The sequence below is a fragment of the Sphingobacterium sp. BIGb0116 genome (assembly GCF_024808035.1).
Lineage (GTDB): Bacteria > Bacteroidota > Bacteroidia > Sphingobacteriales > Sphingobacteriaceae > Sphingobacterium > Sphingobacterium paramultivorum.
The window spans coordinates 214,310-233,407 of record NZ_JANUDT010000012.1; the positions used below are offsets into that span (position 1 = coordinate 214,310).

A 19,098-nucleotide genomic window follows, 5' to 3' on the forward strand; every position below is an offset into this window, starting at 1 on the left:
AAAGAAGGCGTCTATCTGGATTTATATTCACGGTCGACAAACAATTTATCCAGAAAAAGATATCTATTCCGAAATTCTTCAGCAGATGCTTTTACCTCGATATTCAAATTCAGAATATTCATTCGCTTATCTATTGCTGTTGTTTTCGGCCAGGTTGACAGCCCTTTTCCATTTGGATCGCCCGTCTTGATAAAATTAACAAAGTACTGCTGACCAAGTTTTGACACCTTGTAATCATCTTCAGTCCAGGCAAAAACATCATTGCTTTGCAGATTTCCCAATAAATATTCAATATCACTTGCATGGAAAGCACCCGGCAGGGGCTCTGGGCTTTTTTCCTTGGCTTCCTGTGCAGATTTCTTGCTAATTCCTCCGGCAAGCCCGGTTTGTGCATCGCGGTATGCCGGTTGCATGGGCGGCCGCGGTTTCCCGAATATATAAACGAAGACTGGCTGACCGCTATTCCGTCGTTGCAGATCAAGCCATTTCCAGGTACTATAAACGATAAAATTATCGCTGGCCAGTGCCGTTGCAGATCGAATAACTTCCGCTTCGGTTTTTCCAGGATAAAGCTTGAGCACTTCGTCAGCCTTAAGGTCATATTGTGCTCTTACTAATTTTTCATAATTCTCCGGAGATGGATACAATTTACCCATGTAGGCAGTATATGGAGCTTCCGTAGACGTCCAGCCTGCAAGTAGCGGGACTTTAGACTGTTCCCCTGCCTCAAAAATAGCCAAAGGAGATTTCGGCAGAAAATAGCCGTCAACAATCAAACGGGTCGCAAAGGCCCCTGGCTCGCTGGCTTTATCAAGGAGTTCGGCCGCAGGAATTTCACGTAGCTTATCAAGCCCCTCGGCATTTATGCGCGTTGCAAATGCGGTCCCCTGTTGCTCTTGCTCCGTAATAGAGGCAGTGCCATACCGCAAGTTAAAAACACTTCCGCTCTGACCGATAGCACGTTTAAATAGTCCCTTAGATAGCGGACTAGTCATTTGCGCAGAAACGGACATACTCCCTGCCGACTCACCGCCGATGGTGACGGCATCGGGATCCCCACCAAATGCGGCTATATTTTTTTTGACCCAAACCAAAGCTGCATGCTGATCCAGCAGTCCATAATTTCCGGAAGCATGTTTCGCCGATTCCTCGGTTAATGCTGGATGCGCAAAAAAGCCAAAGATACCAAGGCGATAGTTGACAGTAACGACAATAAGACCTTCTTTGGCAAAACTTTCACCATCATAGCGATTTTCCGATCCATCACCAGCATTGAAACCTCCGCCGTAAAAATAAACTAAAACAGGAAGTTTGCCTGAACCAAGGGTCTTTGGACGCCATACATTCAGATAGAGACAGTCTTCATTGATCCCAGGTGATCGAAATCGCATGTCCCCATAGATCGGTTTCTGCATCGGAGAATAACCAAAATGATCTGCTTTACGGATGCCAGACCAATGTTCAGCAGCTTGCGGTTCTTTCCACCTTAGGTCGCCTACTGGCGGTTTTGCAAAAGGAATCCCTCGAAAGGACTCTACCCCGCTTGACAAAGTAATTCCTTCTAATATCCCCTCTTCAACCTTTACCTGAGGCATTTGTGCGAAAACAAATGATGCAACCAAAAGCTTAACAACAGTAAAAAAAATATTTTTCATCATAACATCCATTTAAAACTCTATGGTTTTTATTCTTACAGTTAAAATACAAAATAAAACTTATACCGTCATGATATTCTGTTATTTCAGCACTTGCTTGCTTGCTTGCTTGCAGTAATCAACACATTTAGTTGGTCAGCCACACAAAAAGTAGAATAAGCCATTGCACAAGAATACATAGCCAAAATGGTTTGCTACTTGGTTCTGTTAAGATTTCGAGTACCTTCATAAACTTTGATCTTATAATAGCATAGAAGCTAGTGTTATTGTCCAAATCCAAGGCATCAAACTTCACTTTGTTCAAACCAAAAATGACAATGCGTCGCACCCAAGGATTCTCGATTTTGGTATTTTTTACGTCATTGATCAATTTAAGTTTCGCAAAAGAATAATCAGCAACATTTTGTATTACATCGGGCTGATTCGATTGAAAAATTAATAATACTTTGTCAAATGCCGGAAGAATGAGATCATCCTGCCTTTCCTCCAAAACAAGACTTGCAATCTTTGAAAACACATATTTGTTGCTAAAAATAAAAAGTAGTACAGGTAGCAGGATCAATCCAATCAGCCAAATGAATTTAGCTGCGGCTTGCGCAGGACTGACCGTCGAAAAGAAAGCTTCATGACTAGCCTTAAACTGAAAACTGCCAACCACCAAATACAGTAAAGTTGAAACAATAGCCAGCAAATAATATTTGACTAAGGTTTTCGTCCCCAATACGCTCAATTTTTTTAAATACGATAACTGTGTTTTCATCATGTTATAATTAATTACGCTAATTTAGCATTATTCGCCAAGTATTAATCCGTAAGCTTAATTCCCGATCGCTTCCACTTTAAATTCGCCAGGGAAAAATTTTTATTCGTTGATCCACGTTAGCCCCACCCCATCTATTCCGTTATAAATAATTTATAAAAAATTTGCGTAGTCAAATAACTACACTTATATTAGTAATCAAATAGATCAATATGAACTTAAGACGAGATGTTTTCCAAGCTATAGCAGACCCAACCAGAAGAGCAATTTTACTTCTTCTAGCCTCACAAGCCATGACTGCTGGTGCAATTGCAGCCAATTTCAATACAGCAAGACCGACCGTTTCAAAACATTTGCAAATATTGACGGAATGTGAATTATTAAAGTTTCAACAAAATGGACGCGAGATATATTATCAACTCAACCCATCGAAGATGAAAGAAATTGCGGATTTTATTGAACCTTTCCGTCAAATGTGGGATGACAGATTCAATAAATTGGAAGCTATTATGCAAAACTACAAAGACAAATAATATGGAGCCAAAAACTAACGTCCAGGCGGAGGATAATAAACAGGAGATTGTCATTACAAGGGAATTCGATTTACCTGTTGAACTGCTCTTCAGAGCATACGAGGATCCCGAAATTTTCGAACAGTGGATGGGAACTAAAGTCCTGAAATTGGAAAATAAAAAGCATGGCTCCTATGCATTTGAAACTTCGCACAATGGCCAGGTCATGTTCAAAGCAAATGGAACGATACATGAATTCCTCCCCAATCAACGCATCACACGGACTTTTGAAATGGAAAACAGCGCCTTTCCCGTGCAGTTGGAATATTTAACATTTGAAAAAATAAGTGCAGAACGCAGTAGGCTTCACATCCATATAATATTTCAGTCGGTCGCATTTCGGAACCAGCTGTTACAGATGCCTTTTGCGCAAGGAATCAATATGGCGCACAACAGATTACAGGAAATTCTTGCTAAACTACCTAAAGCACTACATGATGAATCTAAAAATTGAACATTTTTTTGAAAATGCGACAAGATGGAATGAAGAATTCAATCTGTTGAGAGAAATTGTCCGTGGCAATAAAACACTGCGGGAGGATTATAAATGGATGCATCCTTGTTATACATTTGAAGGTAAAAATGTCGTATTGATACACGGGTTTAAAGAATACTGTGCGCTGCTATTTCATAAAGGTGCATTATTAAAAGATCCCAAAAATATACTGATCCAGCAAACAGAAAATGTTCAGTCGGCCAGACAGCTTAGATTCACCACTATTGAGCAGATAGAATCATTGCGGGAAGTGATATCGGCATATATTCAGGAGGCCATCGAAATTGAAAAATCAGGCAAGAAAGTTGACATGCGAAAAGCTGCCGATTACCCTGTACCGGAAGAATTTAAGCGTGCCTTACTTGAAGACCCTTTACTTCAAAAAGCTTTTCAATCACTTACACCAGGTCGACAAAAAGGGTATCTATTTTACTTTAACCAGGCAAAACAAGAGAAAACACGTGCGGCGAGAATCGAAAAATATTACCAGCATATTCTAGATGGAAAAGGTATCGATGACTAACATATTTATTACAGTTTATCCGTTATATATTTGTCTATAAAGAGTAGATTTGTCTACAATCAAATAGACAGAACCAGACCAAGACGAACGATTATAACTATTATTGCAATCCGATATAGTCAATTCGTCGACTAATATATAGCTGAATTCACATGAATAAAAAATTTGTATTGCTCATCTGCGGCCTATTGCCCATTTTTTCACAAGCACAGAAAAAGAACAACGCAACACAACGCCCCAATATCGTCTTTATCCTAACGGACGATTTCACAGCCCAAGCATGGGGCGTATATGGCGGTATTTTAAAAGATTTTGTCAAAAATCCGAATATTGAAAAATTAGCCAGTCAGGGGGCGGTACTCAATAATACATTCTGTACCAATTCAATTTGCACCCCTAGCCGTGCAACCATACTGACAGGACAGTACAGTAATAAAAACCAAGTCTACACACTGGAAGATGCGTTGGATCCCGATAAGGAAAATATCGCCAAGGATCTGCACAATGCGGGCTACCAAACTGCTGTGTTTGGGAAATGGCATCTGAAAAAAAGGCCAAGTGGATTTGACGATTTTAAAGTTCTTCCTGGGCACGGTGTTTATCATAACCCGACTTACCTCTCTAAAGACAACTGGAATGATAAGGAAGAGGCCGGTACACCTTACGAAGGCTATGTAGATGATATCACCACAACGATGAGTCTGGACTGGTTAAAATCACGCAACCCCGATAAACCCTTCTTCTTAATGTGTCATTACAAAGCGACGCATGAACCCTTTGATTTTGCCGAGCGATTCAAAGATTACTACAAAGATGTGGAGTTTCCTTATCCCCCGACATTTTTGGATTCAGGAGCAATCACAACTGGCCGCTCTTTTGAAGGGCAGCCCTTGGAGGAGCTTGGCCGCCGTTATGAGCAAGCTTCGGTAGGCCCCTTTTGGACATCTTATCCCGAGCTTCCGTTTTCAACAAAAGGAATGGGCCCTTTGGAAGCCCGCAAAAAGATCTACCAAAAGTTCCTCAAAGATTATCTGCGTTGCGTCGCTGGAATCGATGACAATCTGGGGAAAATTATGCGCTATCTTACAACGGCAAATTTGGACGAAAATACCGTTGTGATCCTGGCTTCCGACCAGGGATACTTCTTAGGAGAACACAATTTTATGGATAAACGTTTGATGTACGAAGAATCACTGCGCATGCCTTTTGTGATCAGCTACCCCAAAGAAATCAAAGCTGGTAGTCGATTAGATGACATGATTCTAAATATCGATTTCGCTGCACTATTTGCAGATTATGCCGGCATCAAAAAACCTGCCTACATCCAAGGCGAAAGCTTTCGGAATAACCTCAAAGGAAATACATCCAAAGCATGGCGGTCTGCCATGTATTACCGTTACTGGCAACATGCACCAATACGCCCGGCGCATCTTGGAGTCCGTGATGAACGCTACAAACTGATCTACTTCTATGGACAGCCATTAGAAATGACAGGCAGCGACTCTAAAACAACGGCTCCAGCTTGGGAATTCTATGACCTGCAGCAAGATCCCATAGAAACACACAATGCCATTCTAGACAAAAAATATGTCAAAGAAATTGCCAGGTTGAAGAAAAAATTGGCTAAACTTAAAGCTGAAGCGGGCGATGATGATGCAACAAGAGCAGCTTTTCAGCAGGTTCTCAAACAAGAAAACTTAACCGTTAAATAATTAAATGCAAACGATGGATTTGAAGTATATATTTTCTTTTATACCATTCTTATTTACCCTTGGAGCTTCTGCAGCTTCTATTACGGATGAGAATAAACCAGCTCCACCCCCAAACATCATTATTATTTTAATGGATGATATGGGCTATGCCGACCCAGTCTGCTATGGTGGTGGCCCCTACCAAACGCCAAATATCGATAAACTCGCAGCACAAGGTTTGCGTTTTACCGATTTTTATGCCGCGCAGCCAATCTGTACAGCTTCCCGAAGTGCCCTATTAACCGGCTGCTACCCTACGCGAATTGGCATTAGCGGTGCGATTGACCATAATGCCAAATTTGCACTTAACCCCGATGAACAAACTATCGCCGAACTATTGAAAAGCAAAGGATATAAAACCGGCATGGTCGGAAAATGGCATCTTGGACATAAAGAGCCTTACCTTCCCCTTCAAAATGGCTTTGACGAGTTCTATGGACTTCCCTACTCCAATGATATGTGGGCCTACGATTATGAAGGAAAAAAATGGCAAGATTCAACTTTTTGGCGGGCCCAATACCCCCCACTTCCTTTAATCGAAGGCAACAAAACAGTTAAAATTATCGATTCTTTTGATGGTCAGGATCAATTGACCACCGATTATACAAACCGAGCGGTCTCTTTTATCAAACGTAATAAAAACAACCCTTTCTTTCTCTATTTAGCCCATGCCATGGTTCATGTCCCACTTGGCGTTTCCGAAAAATTTAAAGGCAAAAGCGGTGCCGGTATGTTTGGGGATGTCATGGAAGAAGTAGACTGGTCCGTAGGCGAAGTGATGAAGACGTTGGAACAAAATCATCTGCTCGAAAACACTATTGTTATTTTCACGAGTGACAATGGTCCATGGCTCACGTTTGGAAACCACGCAGGTTCGACAGGAGGGCTCAGAGAGGGTAAAGCAACTATATTTGATGGTGGATTAAAAGTACCTTGCATTATAAGCTGGCCAGGTCATGTCAAACCGGCAACTGTAAGTAACCAGCTTTTGACCAATATGGACTTACTACCAACGATTGTCAATATTACCCAGGCAGCCAAGCCAATAAAGAAAATCGATGGGATTGATTTTACAGAGCTTCTATTGGGTAATACCCAAAGTACTCCACGAGATGAACTCGCTTATTATCATAATAAAAACAATTTGAAAGCAATCCGAAAAGGAAAATGGAAGCTTGTTTTTCCTGCTGAAACCGAAACATACGAAGTACCTGCAACCATAGGCGGCGATCGGTATCCAGGAAAATATGCTACAGTAAAAGTCCCGTTGGCATTATATAATCTTGCAATTGATCCCGGTGAAGATAGAGACCTAAAAGATCAATATCCCGAAATTGTCAAACAACTCCAACAGGTAGCAGATAAATATCGTCGCACGTTGGGTGACGGATTAAATAACATGGAAGGGACTGAAATACGCCCAGCAGCACAGTTATAGTGCAAAAAAAGGGATCCAACACGACACACTTGGATCCCTTTTTTTTCTTAAACTGATCTGTTAAACAGCAGTATAACCACCATCAACTAAGTAATACCCACCGGTCATAAAAGACGATTTATCCGAACTTAGAAAAAGAACCAGCTCAGCGACTTCCTCTGCCTTTCCCAAACGTCCAATAGGGTGTTTACTGATTAACGCATCGATATGCTCTTTATCCAACTTAGCCAATAACGGTGTATCAATATAACCAGGTCCAACCGCATTACAACGAATATTTTTTTGACCATATTCTGCGCCGATGTTCTTTGTCAGTCCCACTACAGCATGTTTGGCTGAAGTATAAGCACTTGACATAGGCGCAGCCACGGTACCATGAATGGAAGCCATATTGACAATAACACCGCCTCCATTCCTCTCCATGGCTTCTATTTGATATTTACATCCATAAAATACGCCATTGAAATTAATATCAATTACTTTTTTCCATCCATCGAGACTGTAATCTCCCGTTAGTGCAGCCTCTCCACCAATACCAGCATTATTGCATGCAATATCAAGCCGGCCAAATGTCTTGACAGCATACCCCACCAAGGCTTCATTGTCAGCGGGAGATGAGCTATCTGCTTTGAAAAACACAGCTTCTCCTCCTAGAGATTCAATTTGTTTTACGGTTTCATTCCCCGCTTGCTCGTTGATATCCGAGACAACGACCTTAGCACCTTCTTTACCATAAGCCAATGCAACTGCCAGTCCGATCCCCGAACCAGCACCCGTTACTAAAGCTACTTTATCTGCTAAAATTTTCATATGATATAAATTTTATGATACAGACAATTTACTAAAAGCAATGCGGAATCAAGTCAAAAAGGCCACTTACTTCAATTAAAACGAAACTAAAATGACATTTCTTGAAAAGTTAGCCCTGCAGCTGCGGATATTTTTTGTATAATCTATCCAAAAACAAACGCCCCATCAATTGAAGCCGCGCCTGTGTTTCAAACATACCCGAACCTGGAGAGATAATACCATGCGGCATACGCTGAACAGTGCCGTAATAAATAATATCGAGCCCATTTCCATTGACGTCAAGATGCATTTTCTTAGGCTTCAATCCCATAACAGAGCCCATTCGTGTTACTTTTTCGGAATTGCTAATCTGAGCAGTCTTGGCATCAAGTAAGGTTTCATGATCAAAAACCAAATGGTCTCTCGCCTCCCCCTCATCGAAAAACACGTAATGCAATTCGTTGTTGCTAAGCACCAGATAAGAAGCGTTATCCCGTTCATTATAACGAGCCTTTACACCTACAGCCGCCCAAGCAACAGTCTTGGCTGCCGTAGCTGCAGCGGAAGCAACTTTGTCCCCAACCGTTGCAATATACGCGCATTGCGTAAAGGCGTCGATCGGAGCGCCGTTCAACTGTTTTCTTAATTCACTAAATTCATCACTTAACAATTCATCCTTTACGCCCGGAGCTAGGGCAATCCCGGATTCACCTTCATACTTTTTGGCCGTCTCCTTTTGCTTTTTCATCATCATAAGAGAAATGAATACGCAAGCCACAACGATAACGGCAAAAATACCAATGTACAACATCATAAAATAAAATTTAGAATGGGTTTATAATTCAATAAAAAGTCCAAAAAGTGAACAACCTATTCAGGTTTCCTCTTTCTGGTACGATCGACTACAAAAATTTTGCCAGACTAAAGAATTTTATCCGGGTAGTGAATATTATTTAAAGCTGTCTGGTGCATATCAACCCAAATATCATTGTTTGATTGCTGTATAAGCCAATTTGGAGAGCTTCGCATGTCGGCATCCGCATCATTATTGTAAATGGATGGAAAATCAGACTCTTTGGCCCGAAGCAAAACAACGATCGTACCAGCCATGAGCAAAGGGATATCGCCCAAAACGAGATTATAAAAACCATCCTCAAGCAATCCTGGACTAAAACGCTGTAAACTGTCATAACTACGTTCTAATTTGCCAATCAATTTTTCCAGTTCATGTGGATAATGAACCTCAACATAAGACTCAAACAAAGCCGAGCCTTTATTGTAGAATCCCGCTTTCATGAGGTTTAATGCTTCATTTCTATAAACCTGCAACCATCGATCCGAAGCAAGATCATGATATTGCGTATCCGCCTCTTTACCATCGCGTTTCAAGGCCCAAAGCTTAAGCTGCTCAAGCCGCTCCGTTGTTTCCATTCCATTTTTTTCCATAAGGCTATCGCTCCCGCTCTTTAAGTTCCATTTGTAATAGAATATCCCGCTTCTTACCTTCAATTAAAGACAAATTGCCTGCAACAAAAACACCTTTCTGTCCCGAATTTTTGCTAATACCATACACCGACGATTCATCATCAGGATCCGATGCACCTTCATAGCGAAATAAGTAGTCAATTCTGTACTGATCTGCATGAGCCAACAAATCGTCAAATTCAATATTATAATCTATCGTGTAACCTAAGTTGTTTAACTTTTCCAAGGCAACACTTGCAGAGGAGTATCCATGCATTCTTTCCATAGTTGATTGTTCTAAATCCGATCTAAATTCTAATTTTTATTATAAAACGATTGACAAAAGAGTTTTGTTTTCCGCAATTTGAAATAGTTTATTCGAAATCATATTTCTACTTTTGTGCTACCAAACACGATGAAATATGGCAAATCTAGCAGCACCAGCGTATCAGCATACACCTCAACTAGCTTTTCAACGATTACTCGATGTCTTATATACTTTACGGATTGAATGTCCCTGGGATAAAAAACAGACCATGGAATCCCTTCGACATTTGACTATGGAGGAAATGTATGAATTAACCGACGCCATTTTGGAAAAAGATTATCCAGAAATCAAAAAAGAACTTGGTGACGTCTTGATGCATCTTGTATTCTATGCCCGCATTGCCGAAGAACACGGACATTTCAACATCGTAGACGTACTCAATGCAATCTGTGATAAATTGATTACGCGCCATCCCCATATCTACGGCGACACCAGTGCTGATACAGAAGATCAAGTCAAATCCAATTGGGAAACAATCAAGCTCAAAGAAGGCAATACATCTGTTCTTTCCGGCGTCCCGAAAGGCCTACCCGCTTTGGTAAAGGCCTATCGTATCCAAGATAAAGTTCGCGGTGTCGGCTTTGACTGGGAAGATAAGAAACAAGTATGGGAAAAAGTAGAGGAAGAGCTTGCCGAATTTAAAGCAGAATTTAATCTGGAGACAGCACTTCCAATGGATCAGGAAAAAGCAGAAGGGGAATTTGGCGACCTCTTATTCTCCTTGATAAATTATGCACGGCATATTGGTATCAACCCTGAAAATGCTCTTGAACGCACCAATAAAAAATTCATTGAACGGTTTACCTATTTAGAACAAAAAGCCGCTGAAAATAAGCAACAGCTGCAGGAAATGAGTTTAGAAGAAATGGACGTTTATTGGAATGAAGCTAAAAAATTAAAAAAATAAAGCAATTCCTAAAAAGGAGTCACCGACCGAATTTAATTCGACTTTGTCAAATTTATGCGTAAATTCGCAGGAATATGGAAACAGTTGTTAGCGGTATCAGAAGTACCGGAAAATTACATTTAGGAAATTACTACGGCGCATTGAGCAATTTTGTGAAAATGCAAAACGAATATAATTGCTTTTTTTTCATTGCGGATTTACATTCACTAACGACCCACCCCACTCCTCATGGACTTCAGGGAACGGTTCGCCAAGTTATTGTTGAATATTTAGCTGCAGGAATAGACCCCGAAAAATCGACTATTTACGTTCAATCAGATGTTCCAGAAGTTGCGGAACTCTATCTATACATGAATATGAACGCCTATCTCGGCGAGCTTGAACGCGCTACAGCATTTAAAGATAAAGTTAGAAGCAATCCCGACAATGTTAACGCAGGTTTATTGACCTATCCGGTCTTGATGGCCTGTGATATATTGATTCACCATGGCACAAAGGTTCCAGTAGGAAAAGATCAGGAACAACATTTGGAGATGACGCGGACTTTTGGCAATCGCTTCAATCGCTTATACAACGTAGATTATTTTAAAGAAGCATTTGCATTCTCCTATTCCGACAAATTGGTGAAAGTTCCCGGACTTGCAGGCCAGGGAAAAATGGGTAAATCCAATGGTGAGGCAGATTGTATTTATCTATCGGATAGTGAAACCGTAATTCGTAAAAAGGTGATGCGTGCTGTATCCGATTCTGGCCCAACGGAGATGAACCAGCCTAAGCCTGAAGCTATCCAAAATCTTTTTGATTTAATGAAGGTCGTATCTACTGCAGATACGTTACAGCATTTTGATGAACTCTATAACAAATGTGAAATTCGTTATGGTGATTTCAAAAAACAATTGGCAGAAGATATGGTACTTGCAACCAACGATGTGCGCTCCCGTATTGATGAAATATCAAATGATGATGCATACATTGCTAAAGTTGCAAAAATGGGCGCTGAAAAAGCAAGCGAATCCGCGCACAAGACACTGAAAGAAGTTCGTGAGATTATTGGTATTAAAAGATTTTATTAAGCTAGAAATAATATGCACATAGCTATCGTTGGAAATATAGGTGCCGGCAAAACAACATTGACCGAAATGTTAGCCAGTCACTTTAAATTTGAACCTCAGTTTGAAGCTGTAGACAACAATCCTTATCTGGAAGATTTTTATTCGGACATGAAACGCTGGGCATTCAATCTTCAGATTTTTTTCCTCAACAGTCGCTTTAGACATATTGTAAAATTGCAGGAAACTGGCATTGATATGATTCAGGATCGTACCATTTATGAAGATGCTTATATCTTTGCCGAAAACTTGTATGATATGGGTTTAATGAGCGCACGTGATTTTGAAAACTATAGTAATATTTTTCAAAGCATTATCCACTATATCAAACCGCCAGATTTATTGATTTACCTCAAAGCCTCTGTCCCTACCCTGGTGAATAATATCCAAAAAAGGGGCCGTGACTATGAATCCGCAATTCGCTTGGATTATCTGTCGAAGCTGAACGATAAATACGATAAATGGATCAATAATTACAAAGAAGGTAAGGTAATGATTCTGGACAAGGACAATCTGGATTTCACCAAAAATCCAGAAGATCTCGGCGGTATCATCCAAAAGATTGAAGCCGAATTATTCGGATTATTTGAATAATCAGCACATTAAAAAGCCTGTAAAATCACGTTATTTTACAGGCTTTTTGATAAATTCCAGTTGCCCATCCATTGATAAAAAATAAAAGATGAAATTTTTAGGTATTATCCCTGCCCGATATGCGTCGAGCAGATTCCCTGGAAAACCCCTGATCGACATCGAAGGAAAAACGATGATCCAACGTGTCTACGAACAGGTCAAGAAATCAACAAAATTAAACGAAGTTGTTGTTGCTACTGACGACCAACGCATAGCACAAACTGTACTTTCCTTTGGTGGCAAGGTGGTAATGACAGCAGAGCACCACCAATCAGGAACAGATCGTTGCGCCGAAGTCATAACGAATATAGAAGGTTATGATGTTGCCATCAATATACAGGGCGACGAACCCTTTATCGACCCGGCGCAAATTGATCTTTTAGCACACTGTTTTGAAGATACCACTACGCAGATAGCGACCCTAGTCAAGGAAATTACAGCGGAGGAAGAACTATTCAATGTAAACATCCCTAAAGTTGTCCGAAACAGCAAAGGAGAAGCAATCTACTTTAGTAGGCAGACCATTCCTTTTTTAAGAGGTGTGGAAAAAGACCAATGGTTACAAAAGCAAAAATTCTATAAACATATCGGAATATATGCTTACCAGGTAGATACATTAAAAGCCCTGACACAACTTCCCATTTCTATGCTAGAAGAAGCAGAGGCATTGGAACAGCTACGCTGGTTAGAAAACGGTTACGCCATTCAAACGGCAATTACAACGCATGAAACGGTCGCCGTGGATACAAAAGAAGACCTCACTAAAATATTAAGACTATTTTTCAATAAATAGTAAAGCTTACCGGTGTTCGGTATAGTATAACGACCGGACACCTTCCAATAGAACCTGCTTATCCGAATTACTTAATTTGATAATCTGCGCTTTTGCTCTGATCAATTCATCTAATTGCAATTTGGTACTCACACCAACGAGTGCTGTAGCAACAGCTGGGTTAGAAAGCACATAAGAAAGTGCAACAATCATATTGTCTTTTCCGATACGTTTGGAAAGATTTGCCAAGTTTCTCACGATATGGGCCACCTCTCCCGAACTATACTGAAGAAAAGGTTCTATAGGTTTGTTGATGAGAACACCTTTGGCTAATACACCGCGTACGACGATACTTACGCCCCGTTCTTCCAACAAGCCACTGATTTCTTCCTCTGGTCTTCTATCCAATAGACTATATTGCATCATTACTGAGGCAATGTCAGATTTGGACAAAAATGCCTTGATAACGTTTGGGCGAATTGATGAAAGGCCGTAAGCACGGATTTTCCCTTGTTTCTTCAACAACTCAAACGCTTCAACAATTTCCTCTATCGGATCTTCTATAGTACCACCATGTAACTGATAGAGGTCGATGTAATCCGTTTTTAAACGTGACAACGAACCTTCCACAGCCTTGATAATATAGTCCTTCGAAGCCTTCCAATCCCAGCCGGATCCATCTGCACGCCAAAGGTTACCAACTTTCGACGCCAGCACAATATGCTTACGAAAGCTTTGCACACTCTCCCCGACGATCATCTCGTTTAGGCCTTTATCGTAGAGATCAGCGGTATCAAAGAAAGTGATCCCGTTCTCGTAAGCTTTTTGGATAATATCTTTGGATTGTTTGGACTGATTGCCTTTTAACGACATACAGCCCAAACCTATTTCCGAAACGATTAAGCTTGTATTACCTAATTTACGTTGTTCCATCTGCACCAATATCAAGCAATTCTACCTCAAACACCAATGTGCTGTTTGCAGGAATTTCACCTGTTGCCCGTTCGCCATAGGCTAATCTGCTTGGTATAAAAAATTTATACTTTGCACCTTTCGACATTAACGGGATTCCAATCTGCCAACCTTTGATCACCTGACCCAAGGATAGTTTCAATGGCTCCTTACGGTCATATGAGCTATCAAATTGCTTTCCATTAAGTAAGGTACCTCTATAATGCACTGTTACCTCATCGTCACTTTTTGGCTTTGGACCTTCCGTCTGATTTAGAACAAGATATTGAATTCCTTCAGCTGTAGATTTCATTCCAGCGACCTTTGCATTTTCGGTAAAAAATTTATCTTCCTCAGCACGACTAGCAGCCTCTTTTTTAGCACGAACATCCATGATCGCCTGCTGGATAACAGCTCTTCCTTGGCCTTCTTCCAATAGCGATTTATCCCCTTTCAAGACATCCGAAATTGCTTTTGCAATAACATCTGACTTCAAGTAATCGATCTCAATAGATTTTAGTGAATTTCCGATATCGGCACCAAACGCATAAGACACAGAATCGGCCTTCGTTTTCAGTTGATTTGTTGTACTTGATTTAGTTGCGACGACCTTCTTCTTCGCCGTCGTGTTCGTTTTTTTTTGTTGGGCAAATCCTGTGACTGTTGTCAAGGATAATAGGGCTAATGCAATATACTTCATGTTTGTTTAACGGTGCTTCTGCACGATTTCATTTATAATTTCCTGCGTGATATTAGGGTAATCAACTTCAACCCTAGATTTACTGTTGAGCCAGGCTTCTATCGCCAGCATGTTTTTCTGTTTTAAGCTCGAAATTACAGGCACCCCCATCTCTTCCAATGACGCTGCATTCAAATGCTGCTCATATTGGTTCTTCATCGGGATAACTAACAGTTTCTTTTTCAAATATAACGCTTCTGCCGGTGTTTCAAAACCTGCCCCACATAAAACTCCAGAAGAAGATGCCATACTATCAATAAAAGATTGGTTATTGATCGGTCTTATCGTTACATTTTTCATGTCAAATGCCTTCGAATTATGTTTGCTAAAAACATCCCACTTCACATCCGGAAACTTCATCAAATGCTTTAAAAGATGCGCATCGTCATATGCCGGGAGGTAAACCGTGTAATGTCCCTGATCTGTGACATTCAATTCACGAACAGCATTACGGATAACCGGTTGGTAAATATTCTTGGCGTACCGCTTGAAATGGAAACCATAGGAATGGGTAGACGGAGCATAATTTTTCATAATAAATTTGCCCAGCATATCACTATCTTCTGGCTTAGGACTCGATGGATCTAAGGCAGCGATCTGATGGCTCAACCCAATGCATTCCAAATCTTTTGAATGACAAGCCCAAGCAGAAATCGGTTCAAAATCATTGATCACCAAATCATAGTTTTCTATGGGCAAGCTCTTAATTTCATTCGTAAATTTACGGATCGTCGAACTCATAAAAGTTTTCCAAAGATCTACTCCGCCGGATTTACCAAAGATAAAACTCAACCCGTGAAAACGGTATTTCACTTCGAAAGGTAATGATAGATCTGCTTGAATTCCACTAACCAAAACATCGACTTCCCCTAACTCCCTCAAACAAGGAACAATATCCATTGCCCGGCTCAGATGTCCATTTCCTGTCCCTTGTACGGCATACAATATCTTCATAACGACTGCATTTTGTGTCGGCAAATTAATCAATTTTAACGAGTATCAATATTATTTTATTGTTTAGTTATGTTAAGAAAATATAAATTAACATCAACAAAAAAATTCGTTAATCCATTTTTAATTTTCCTTTATGTATATTTAATATCAACAATTAATTAATAGCCAGTTTGATACCTTATGAAGTCTCTTTTTTATCGGATGCTTTGCATAGTCGCCATGCTAATTCTAACATCATGGGGATTTTTTGCTCATAAAAAAATTAATCATTATGCCGTCTTTGCGCTCCCCGCTCAGTTGGCTAAGTTCTATAAATCCAATATTGACCTTATTACCGAAAAAGCTGTTGATCCAGATAAACGCTGCTTCACAGACAGCGCTGAAGGCCCAAGACATTTTATAGATTTAGAGGACTATCGTAAGGAAGGTACAGTTGACTCTATACCGATACATTGGTCACAGGCCAAAGAGAAATTTCAAGAAAAGCAATTGTTAAAAAATGGCATTGTGCCCTGGCAAATCAATCTTACCTACCAAAAGCTTGTTAAGGCCTTTCAAACAAAAGATTATAAACGGATTATCAAACACTCTGCAGAACTCGGCCATTATATTGCTGATGCCCATGTTCCATTGCACACGACTAAAAATTATAATGGACAGCTAACGCATCAACAAGGTATACATGCATTCTGGGAGAGCCGCTTACCGGAAATGTTTTCAGAAAAATACAACCTTCGCGTTGGAAAAGCCAACTATATCAAAGATCCCTTAGCGGAAGCCTGGACTATCGTCCGTGAAAGCAATCGCCTTGTGGATTCTGTATTGAGCATTGAAGCCCGGCTCAATCGTCAATTTAAGGCGTCTCAAAAAAAATCTTTTATTGAGCGAAACAATCAATTGGTATGGACCTATTCCGACAGGTATGCTATAGCTTATCATGAAGCCATGAACGGTATGGTTGAAAGGAGAATGCAAAAAACCATCTTACGCGTTGCTTCCTATTGGTATTCAGCCTGGCTCGAATCCGGCCAACCCGACTTGACCAACATCGAAAAAATAAAAAGCACCGACAAGCAAGATCACATCGATATAACGGGAAAAAAGCGTATCGGTCGAGAAGAATGGATGTAAAAAGGCTACAAAACATCACCCGGACTACCAGTATTATTCACACCGGACTATTTATTTTTTAGTCAGCTAAGCTACTTTTGCAGCGTAAAATCTAGGAAAGCATGTTGAATAAGAATATTACGTTAACAAACCTTGCATTAGTGCTGAGTATTGGAGCTGCGACTGCTCAGATTAAAGACACAACCGCTTTGGGCGAAGTCATCATTAATCAAAATCGCTTACAGATCCCTTTTTCAAAACAAAGCAAGAATATCCAAATATTGACGCAGGAAGATATACAGAGACTCCCAAATCGATCAATCAACGAATTGCTTAGCAATATCCCAGGCGTTGATATTCGCCAACGTGGACCATTCGGTTCGCAGGCAGATATAAGTATCGACGGGGGGTCTTTTGAACAGACGGCGATCCTACTCAATGGTGTTAAAATCACCGATCCACAGAGTGCCCATCACAATATGAACCTTCCGGTTCCTCTGGAGGCCATCGAGCGTATTGAAATCATTCGGGGGCCAGCTTCACGGATTTTCGGTATTAATGCACTAACCGGTGCCATTAACATCGTAACAAAGAAAATTGAATCAAATCAAATAAGTGCCCAGGTATATAGTGGTTCTTCATTCAAAGATAATGAGCAGACAAGTGCAGGCAAGTATTATGGTAAAGGTGTTCAGCTTGGCTCACAGTTCTTAACCAAGCAAACAAGCCACGGTTTATATTTTGGCCACGAAGATTCGAATGGACAACGTTACAATACGGCCTCCAACAATAATAAACTTTATTATGACGGGACATATCAACCGAATACAGCCAATATGATAAAAGCCAATGTTGGCTATATCAACAATCAATTTGGAGCCAATGGCTACTATGCTGCACCGAGTGACAAGGAAGCTTATGAACAGGTTAAGACAGCTTTCGCTTCCCTGCAGTCCAAGCATCAATTAACACAGGCATTTTCCATCAGTCCACGCCTCAGTAATCGCTACAACGAAGATGAATATTGGTATTTAGGCCGAGAAACAACCAAAGGTAGATCCAAACATTACAGCAACGTCTTCGGAGCAGAAATCAATGCTACATTGGAGCAAAGTTATGGTACATTTGGCCTAGGACTGGAAAGTCGATTTGAACGCATCAATAGCACCAGTATTGGCGACCATAACCGGGAGAATTACGGCGGCTACCTTGAATTCAAAACAGAGGCGATCAAAAAACTGATGATCAACTCAGGGGCCTACATCAATTATAACTCAAAATTTGGCTGGCAGGTATTTCCGGGTCTAGATTTGGGATATGATATTACCGAACATTGGAAGATTGTAGTCAACGCAGGTTCTAGCCAGCGGATTCCTTCCTTTACGGATCTTTACACCAATCAGACAGCCAACGTCGGAAACCCCACACTGAGCTCTGAAAATGCCTATCAGATCGAAGGTGGTATAAAATACTTATCCAATCGGATTATTGCTCAAGCGGGCTATTTCCATCGAAGGATAAGCGATTTCATAGACTGGCAAAAAGAGGATGCAACTACAGGAAGCGGAACGGTCATTCCTTGGAAACCAATAAATATTGGAAAAAATAAAATTGATGGATTCAATGCTTCATTCCGATATAATATCAATGATCCCAGCGCAACGACACGATACTTTACAACGTTAAGTTATAATTATCTCAACCCAAGCATAACATTAGCAGACGGGATACTATCCAAATATGCTATTGAAAGCTTAAGGCATCAAGTTATTGCCAACTTTACCATAAACCACAAGAACTGGATGTTAACTTCTGCAAACCGCTTTAATGAGCGTATCAGTTACAAATCTTATTTCATCGCTGACGTAAGAGGGTCGTACCAACTCCACGACTTAAACATCTTTGTGGATGTTCAGAATATATTTGACAAGAGCTATATAGAAGCTGCCGCCGTTCCAATGCCCGGTCGTTGGTTTAGTATCGGTGCAAAATACAAACTGAACTATTAAACCCGATCAAATGGCAAAATCAGTTCTCTTCCCATTTCGCCATCAATTATAAAAAAAGTCCCAAATGGTCATTCCATTTGGGACTTTTCATTGTGCTATTGGCACATAGAAGCATGTACCATGCCCTATTTAAGAAAA

At 40.5% G+C, this 19,098-nt stretch carries 20 protein-coding genes; 11 read left to right on the forward strand and 9 right to left on the reverse strand.

Annotated elements, in window-relative coordinates; translation table 11 throughout:
• Positions 1–11: 11 nt before the first annotated feature.
• The gene (locus tag M2419_RS25185; protein WP_259255833.1) at positions 12–1,658 is read right to left on the reverse strand and encodes a carboxylesterase/lipase family protein; all 1,647 of its coding nucleotides are present in this window, start codon (positions 1,656–1,658) and stop codon (positions 12–14) included.
• Between the two features lie 124 nt (positions 1,659–1,782).
• Positions 1,783–2,418 carry a hypothetical protein gene (locus M2419_RS25190; protein ID WP_182332630.1) on the reverse strand — a complete coding sequence of 212 codons (636 nt, stop codon included), beginning with the start codon at positions 2,416–2,418 and terminating at the stop codon, positions 1,783–1,785.
• Between the two features lie 209 nt (positions 2,419–2,627).
• On the opposite strand from M2419_RS25190, the gene M2419_RS25195 reads away from it, so the two are divergent.
• From M2419_RS25195 to M2419_RS25215, 5 genes are all read left to right on the forward strand, one after another.
• On the forward strand, positions 2,628–2,948 hold the full coding sequence (locus tag M2419_RS25195; RefSeq protein ID WP_088161133.1) for a helix-turn-helix transcriptional regulator: 321 nt from the start codon (positions 2,628–2,630) through the stop codon (positions 2,946–2,948).
• Position 2,949: 1 nt separating this feature from the next.
• A complete protein-coding gene (locus tag M2419_RS25200) occupies positions 2,950–3,441 on the forward strand; it encodes an SRPBCC domain-containing protein (protein ID WP_182332632.1) in 492 nt (163 codons plus the stop codon).
• The gene (locus M2419_RS25205; protein ID WP_228280281.1) at positions 3,422–4,006 is read left to right on the forward strand and encodes a YdeI family protein; all 585 of its coding nucleotides are present in this window, start codon (positions 3,422–3,424) and stop codon (positions 4,004–4,006) included. Before M2419_RS25200 ends, M2419_RS25205 begins: the two co-directional genes overlap by 20 nt.
• 152 nt (positions 4,007–4,158) lie before the next feature.
• Positions 4,159–5,718: a sulfatase gene (locus M2419_RS25210; RefSeq protein ID WP_259255834.1), complete on the forward strand. Its 1,560-nt coding sequence runs from the start codon at positions 4,159–4,161 to the stop codon at positions 5,716–5,718.
• A 13-nt stretch (positions 5,719–5,731) separates the two neighbouring features.
• A complete protein-coding gene (locus M2419_RS25215; protein ID WP_182332636.1) occupies positions 5,732–7,195 on the forward strand; it encodes a sulfatase in 1,464 nt (487 codons plus the stop codon).
• A 60-nt stretch (positions 7,196–7,255) separates the two neighbouring features.
• Here M2419_RS25215 and M2419_RS25220 read toward each other — a convergent pair whose 3' ends face one another.
• The 4 genes from M2419_RS25220 to M2419_RS25235 all read right to left on the reverse strand — a co-directional run bounded on the left by M2419_RS25220 (position 7,256) and on the right by M2419_RS25235 (position 9,734).
• Entirely contained in the window at positions 7,256–8,005 is a 750-nt protein-coding gene (locus M2419_RS25220; protein WP_159728574.1) for an SDR family NAD(P)-dependent oxidoreductase, read from the reverse strand.
• A gap of 109 nt (positions 8,006–8,114) precedes the next feature.
• The gene (locus M2419_RS25225; RefSeq protein WP_182332638.1) at positions 8,115–8,798 is read right to left on the reverse strand and encodes a hypothetical protein; all 684 of its coding nucleotides are present in this window, start codon (positions 8,796–8,798) and stop codon (positions 8,115–8,117) included.
• A gap of 107 nt (positions 8,799–8,905) precedes the next feature.
• On the reverse strand, positions 8,906–9,430 hold the full coding sequence (locus M2419_RS25230; RefSeq protein WP_182332640.1) for a hypothetical protein: 525 nt from the start codon (positions 9,428–9,430) through the stop codon (positions 8,906–8,908).
• 4 nt (positions 9,431–9,434) lie between these two features.
• A complete protein-coding gene (locus M2419_RS25235) occupies positions 9,435–9,734 on the reverse strand; it encodes a hypothetical protein (RefSeq protein WP_153848806.1) in 300 nt (99 codons plus the stop codon).
• Positions 9,735–9,870: 136 nt separating this feature from the next.
• Here M2419_RS25235 and mazG point away from each other — a divergent pair, with 136 nt between their 5' ends.
• The 4 genes from mazG (at position 9,871) to kdsB (ending at position 13,218) form a co-directional block, all read left to right on the forward strand.
• Positions 9,871–10,683 carry a nucleoside triphosphate pyrophosphohydrolase gene (gene mazG / locus M2419_RS25240; protein ID WP_153848805.1) on the forward strand — a complete coding sequence of 271 codons (813 nt, stop codon included), beginning with the start codon at positions 9,871–9,873 and terminating at the stop codon, positions 10,681–10,683.
• A gap of 74 nt (positions 10,684–10,757) precedes the next feature.
• The gene (gene trpS, locus M2419_RS25245) at positions 10,758–11,756 is read left to right on the forward strand and encodes a tryptophan--tRNA ligase (RefSeq protein ID WP_153848804.1); all 999 of its coding nucleotides are present in this window, start codon (positions 10,758–10,760) and stop codon (positions 11,754–11,756) included.
• 12 nt (positions 11,757–11,768) lie between these two features.
• Positions 11,769–12,386 carry a deoxynucleoside kinase gene (locus M2419_RS25250; protein ID WP_153848803.1) on the forward strand — a complete coding sequence of 206 codons (618 nt, stop codon included), beginning with the start codon at positions 11,769–11,771 and terminating at the stop codon, positions 12,384–12,386.
• 88 nt (positions 12,387–12,474) lie between these two features.
• Complete coding sequence (kdsB, locus tag M2419_RS25255) at positions 12,475–13,218, forward strand: 3-deoxy-manno-octulosonate cytidylyltransferase (RefSeq protein ID WP_153848802.1); 744 nt, start codon at positions 12,475–12,477, stop codon at positions 13,216–13,218.
• Positions 13,219–13,224: 6 nt separating this feature from the next.
• Here the strand turns inward: kdsB and M2419_RS25260 are convergent, their stop codons facing one another.
• From M2419_RS25260 to M2419_RS25270, 3 genes are read right to left on the reverse strand one after another with little or no spacing between them, the layout of a single operon-like run.
• Positions 13,225–14,130 carry an aldo/keto reductase gene (locus M2419_RS25260; RefSeq protein WP_153848801.1) on the reverse strand — a complete coding sequence of 302 codons (906 nt, stop codon included), beginning with the start codon at positions 14,128–14,130 and terminating at the stop codon, positions 13,225–13,227.
• Positions 14,117–14,848, reverse strand: coding sequence for an FKBP-type peptidyl-prolyl cis-trans isomerase (locus M2419_RS25265; protein ID WP_153848800.1), 732 nt, complete (start codon positions 14,846–14,848; stop codon positions 14,117–14,119). Before M2419_RS25265 ends, M2419_RS25260 begins: the two co-directional genes overlap by 14 nt.
• Before the next feature lie 6 nt (positions 14,849–14,854).
• Positions 14,855–15,841: a glycosyltransferase family protein gene (locus tag M2419_RS25270; protein ID WP_120334628.1), complete on the reverse strand. Its 987-nt coding sequence runs from the start codon at positions 15,839–15,841 to the stop codon at positions 14,855–14,857.
• Between the two features lie 219 nt (positions 15,842–16,060).
• On the opposite strand from M2419_RS25270, the gene M2419_RS25275 reads away from it, so the two are divergent.
• Together M2419_RS25275 and M2419_RS25280 are read left to right on the forward strand one after the other, a co-directional pair.
• Entirely contained in the window at positions 16,061–16,972 is a 912-nt protein-coding gene (locus M2419_RS25275; RefSeq protein WP_228280283.1) for a zinc dependent phospholipase C family protein, read from the forward strand.
• A gap of 101 nt (positions 16,973–17,073) precedes the next feature.
• Positions 17,074–18,960, forward strand: a complete 1,887-nt coding sequence (locus tag M2419_RS25280; RefSeq protein ID WP_159728584.1) for a TonB-dependent siderophore receptor — start codon at positions 17,074–17,076, stop codon at positions 18,958–18,960.
• Positions 18,961–19,098: the final 138 nt, after the last annotated feature.

Bases quoted from the DNA above. Each gene is read 5' to 3' on its own strand.
- M2419_RS25185 (WP_259255833.1), bottom strand. From the start codon at position 1,658: ATGATGAAAAATATTTTTTTTACTGTTGTTAAGCTTTTGGTTGCATCA.
- M2419_RS25190 (WP_182332630.1), bottom strand. From the start codon at position 2,418: ATGATGAAAACACAGTTATCGTATTTAAAAAAATTGAGCGTATTGGGG.
- M2419_RS25195 (WP_088161133.1), top strand. From the start codon at position 2,628: ATGAACTTAAGACGAGATGTTTTCCAAGCTATAGCAGACCCAACCAGA.
- M2419_RS25200 (WP_182332632.1), top strand. From the start codon at position 2,950: ATGGAGCCAAAAACTAACGTCCAGGCGGAGGATAATAAACAGGAGATT.
- M2419_RS25205 (WP_228280281.1), top strand. From the start codon at position 3,422: ATGATGAATCTAAAAATTGAACATTTTTTTGAAAATGCGACAAGATGG.
- M2419_RS25210 (WP_259255834.1), top strand. From the start codon at position 4,159: ATGAATAAAAAATTTGTATTGCTCATCTGCGGCCTATTGCCCATTTTT.
- M2419_RS25215 (WP_182332636.1), top strand. From the start codon at position 5,732: ATGGATTTGAAGTATATATTTTCTTTTATACCATTCTTATTTACCCTT.
- M2419_RS25220 (WP_159728574.1), bottom strand. From the start codon at position 8,005: ATGAAAATTTTAGCAGATAAAGTAGCTTTAGTAACGGGTGCTGGTTCG.
- M2419_RS25225 (WP_182332638.1), bottom strand. From the start codon at position 8,798: ATGATGTTGTACATTGGTATTTTTGCCGTTATCGTTGTGGCTTGCGTA.
- M2419_RS25230 (WP_182332640.1), bottom strand. From the start codon at position 9,430: ATGGAAAAAAATGGAATGGAAACAACGGAGCGGCTTGAGCAGCTTAAG.
- M2419_RS25235 (WP_153848806.1), bottom strand. From the start codon at position 9,734: ATGGAAAGAATGCATGGATACTCCTCTGCAAGTGTTGCCTTGGAAAAG.
- mazG (WP_153848805.1), top strand. From the start codon at position 9,871: ATGGCAAATCTAGCAGCACCAGCGTATCAGCATACACCTCAACTAGCT.
- trpS (WP_153848804.1), top strand. From the start codon at position 10,758: ATGGAAACAGTTGTTAGCGGTATCAGAAGTACCGGAAAATTACATTTA.
- M2419_RS25250 (WP_153848803.1), top strand. From the start codon at position 11,769: ATGCACATAGCTATCGTTGGAAATATAGGTGCCGGCAAAACAACATTG.
- kdsB (WP_153848802.1), top strand. From the start codon at position 12,475: ATGAAATTTTTAGGTATTATCCCTGCCCGATATGCGTCGAGCAGATTC.
- M2419_RS25260 (WP_153848801.1), bottom strand. From the start codon at position 14,130: ATGGAACAACGTAAATTAGGTAATACAAGCTTAATCGTTTCGGAAATA.
- M2419_RS25265 (WP_153848800.1), bottom strand. From the start codon at position 14,848: ATGAAGTATATTGCATTAGCCCTATTATCCTTGACAACAGTCACAGGA.
- M2419_RS25270 (WP_120334628.1), bottom strand. From the start codon at position 15,841: ATGAAGATATTGTATGCCGTACAAGGGACAGGAAATGGACATCTGAGC.
- M2419_RS25275 (WP_228280283.1), top strand. From the start codon at position 16,061: ATGCTAATTCTAACATCATGGGGATTTTTTGCTCATAAAAAAATTAAT.
- M2419_RS25280 (WP_159728584.1), top strand. From the start codon at position 17,074: ATGTTGAATAAGAATATTACGTTAACAAACCTTGCATTAGTGCTGAGT.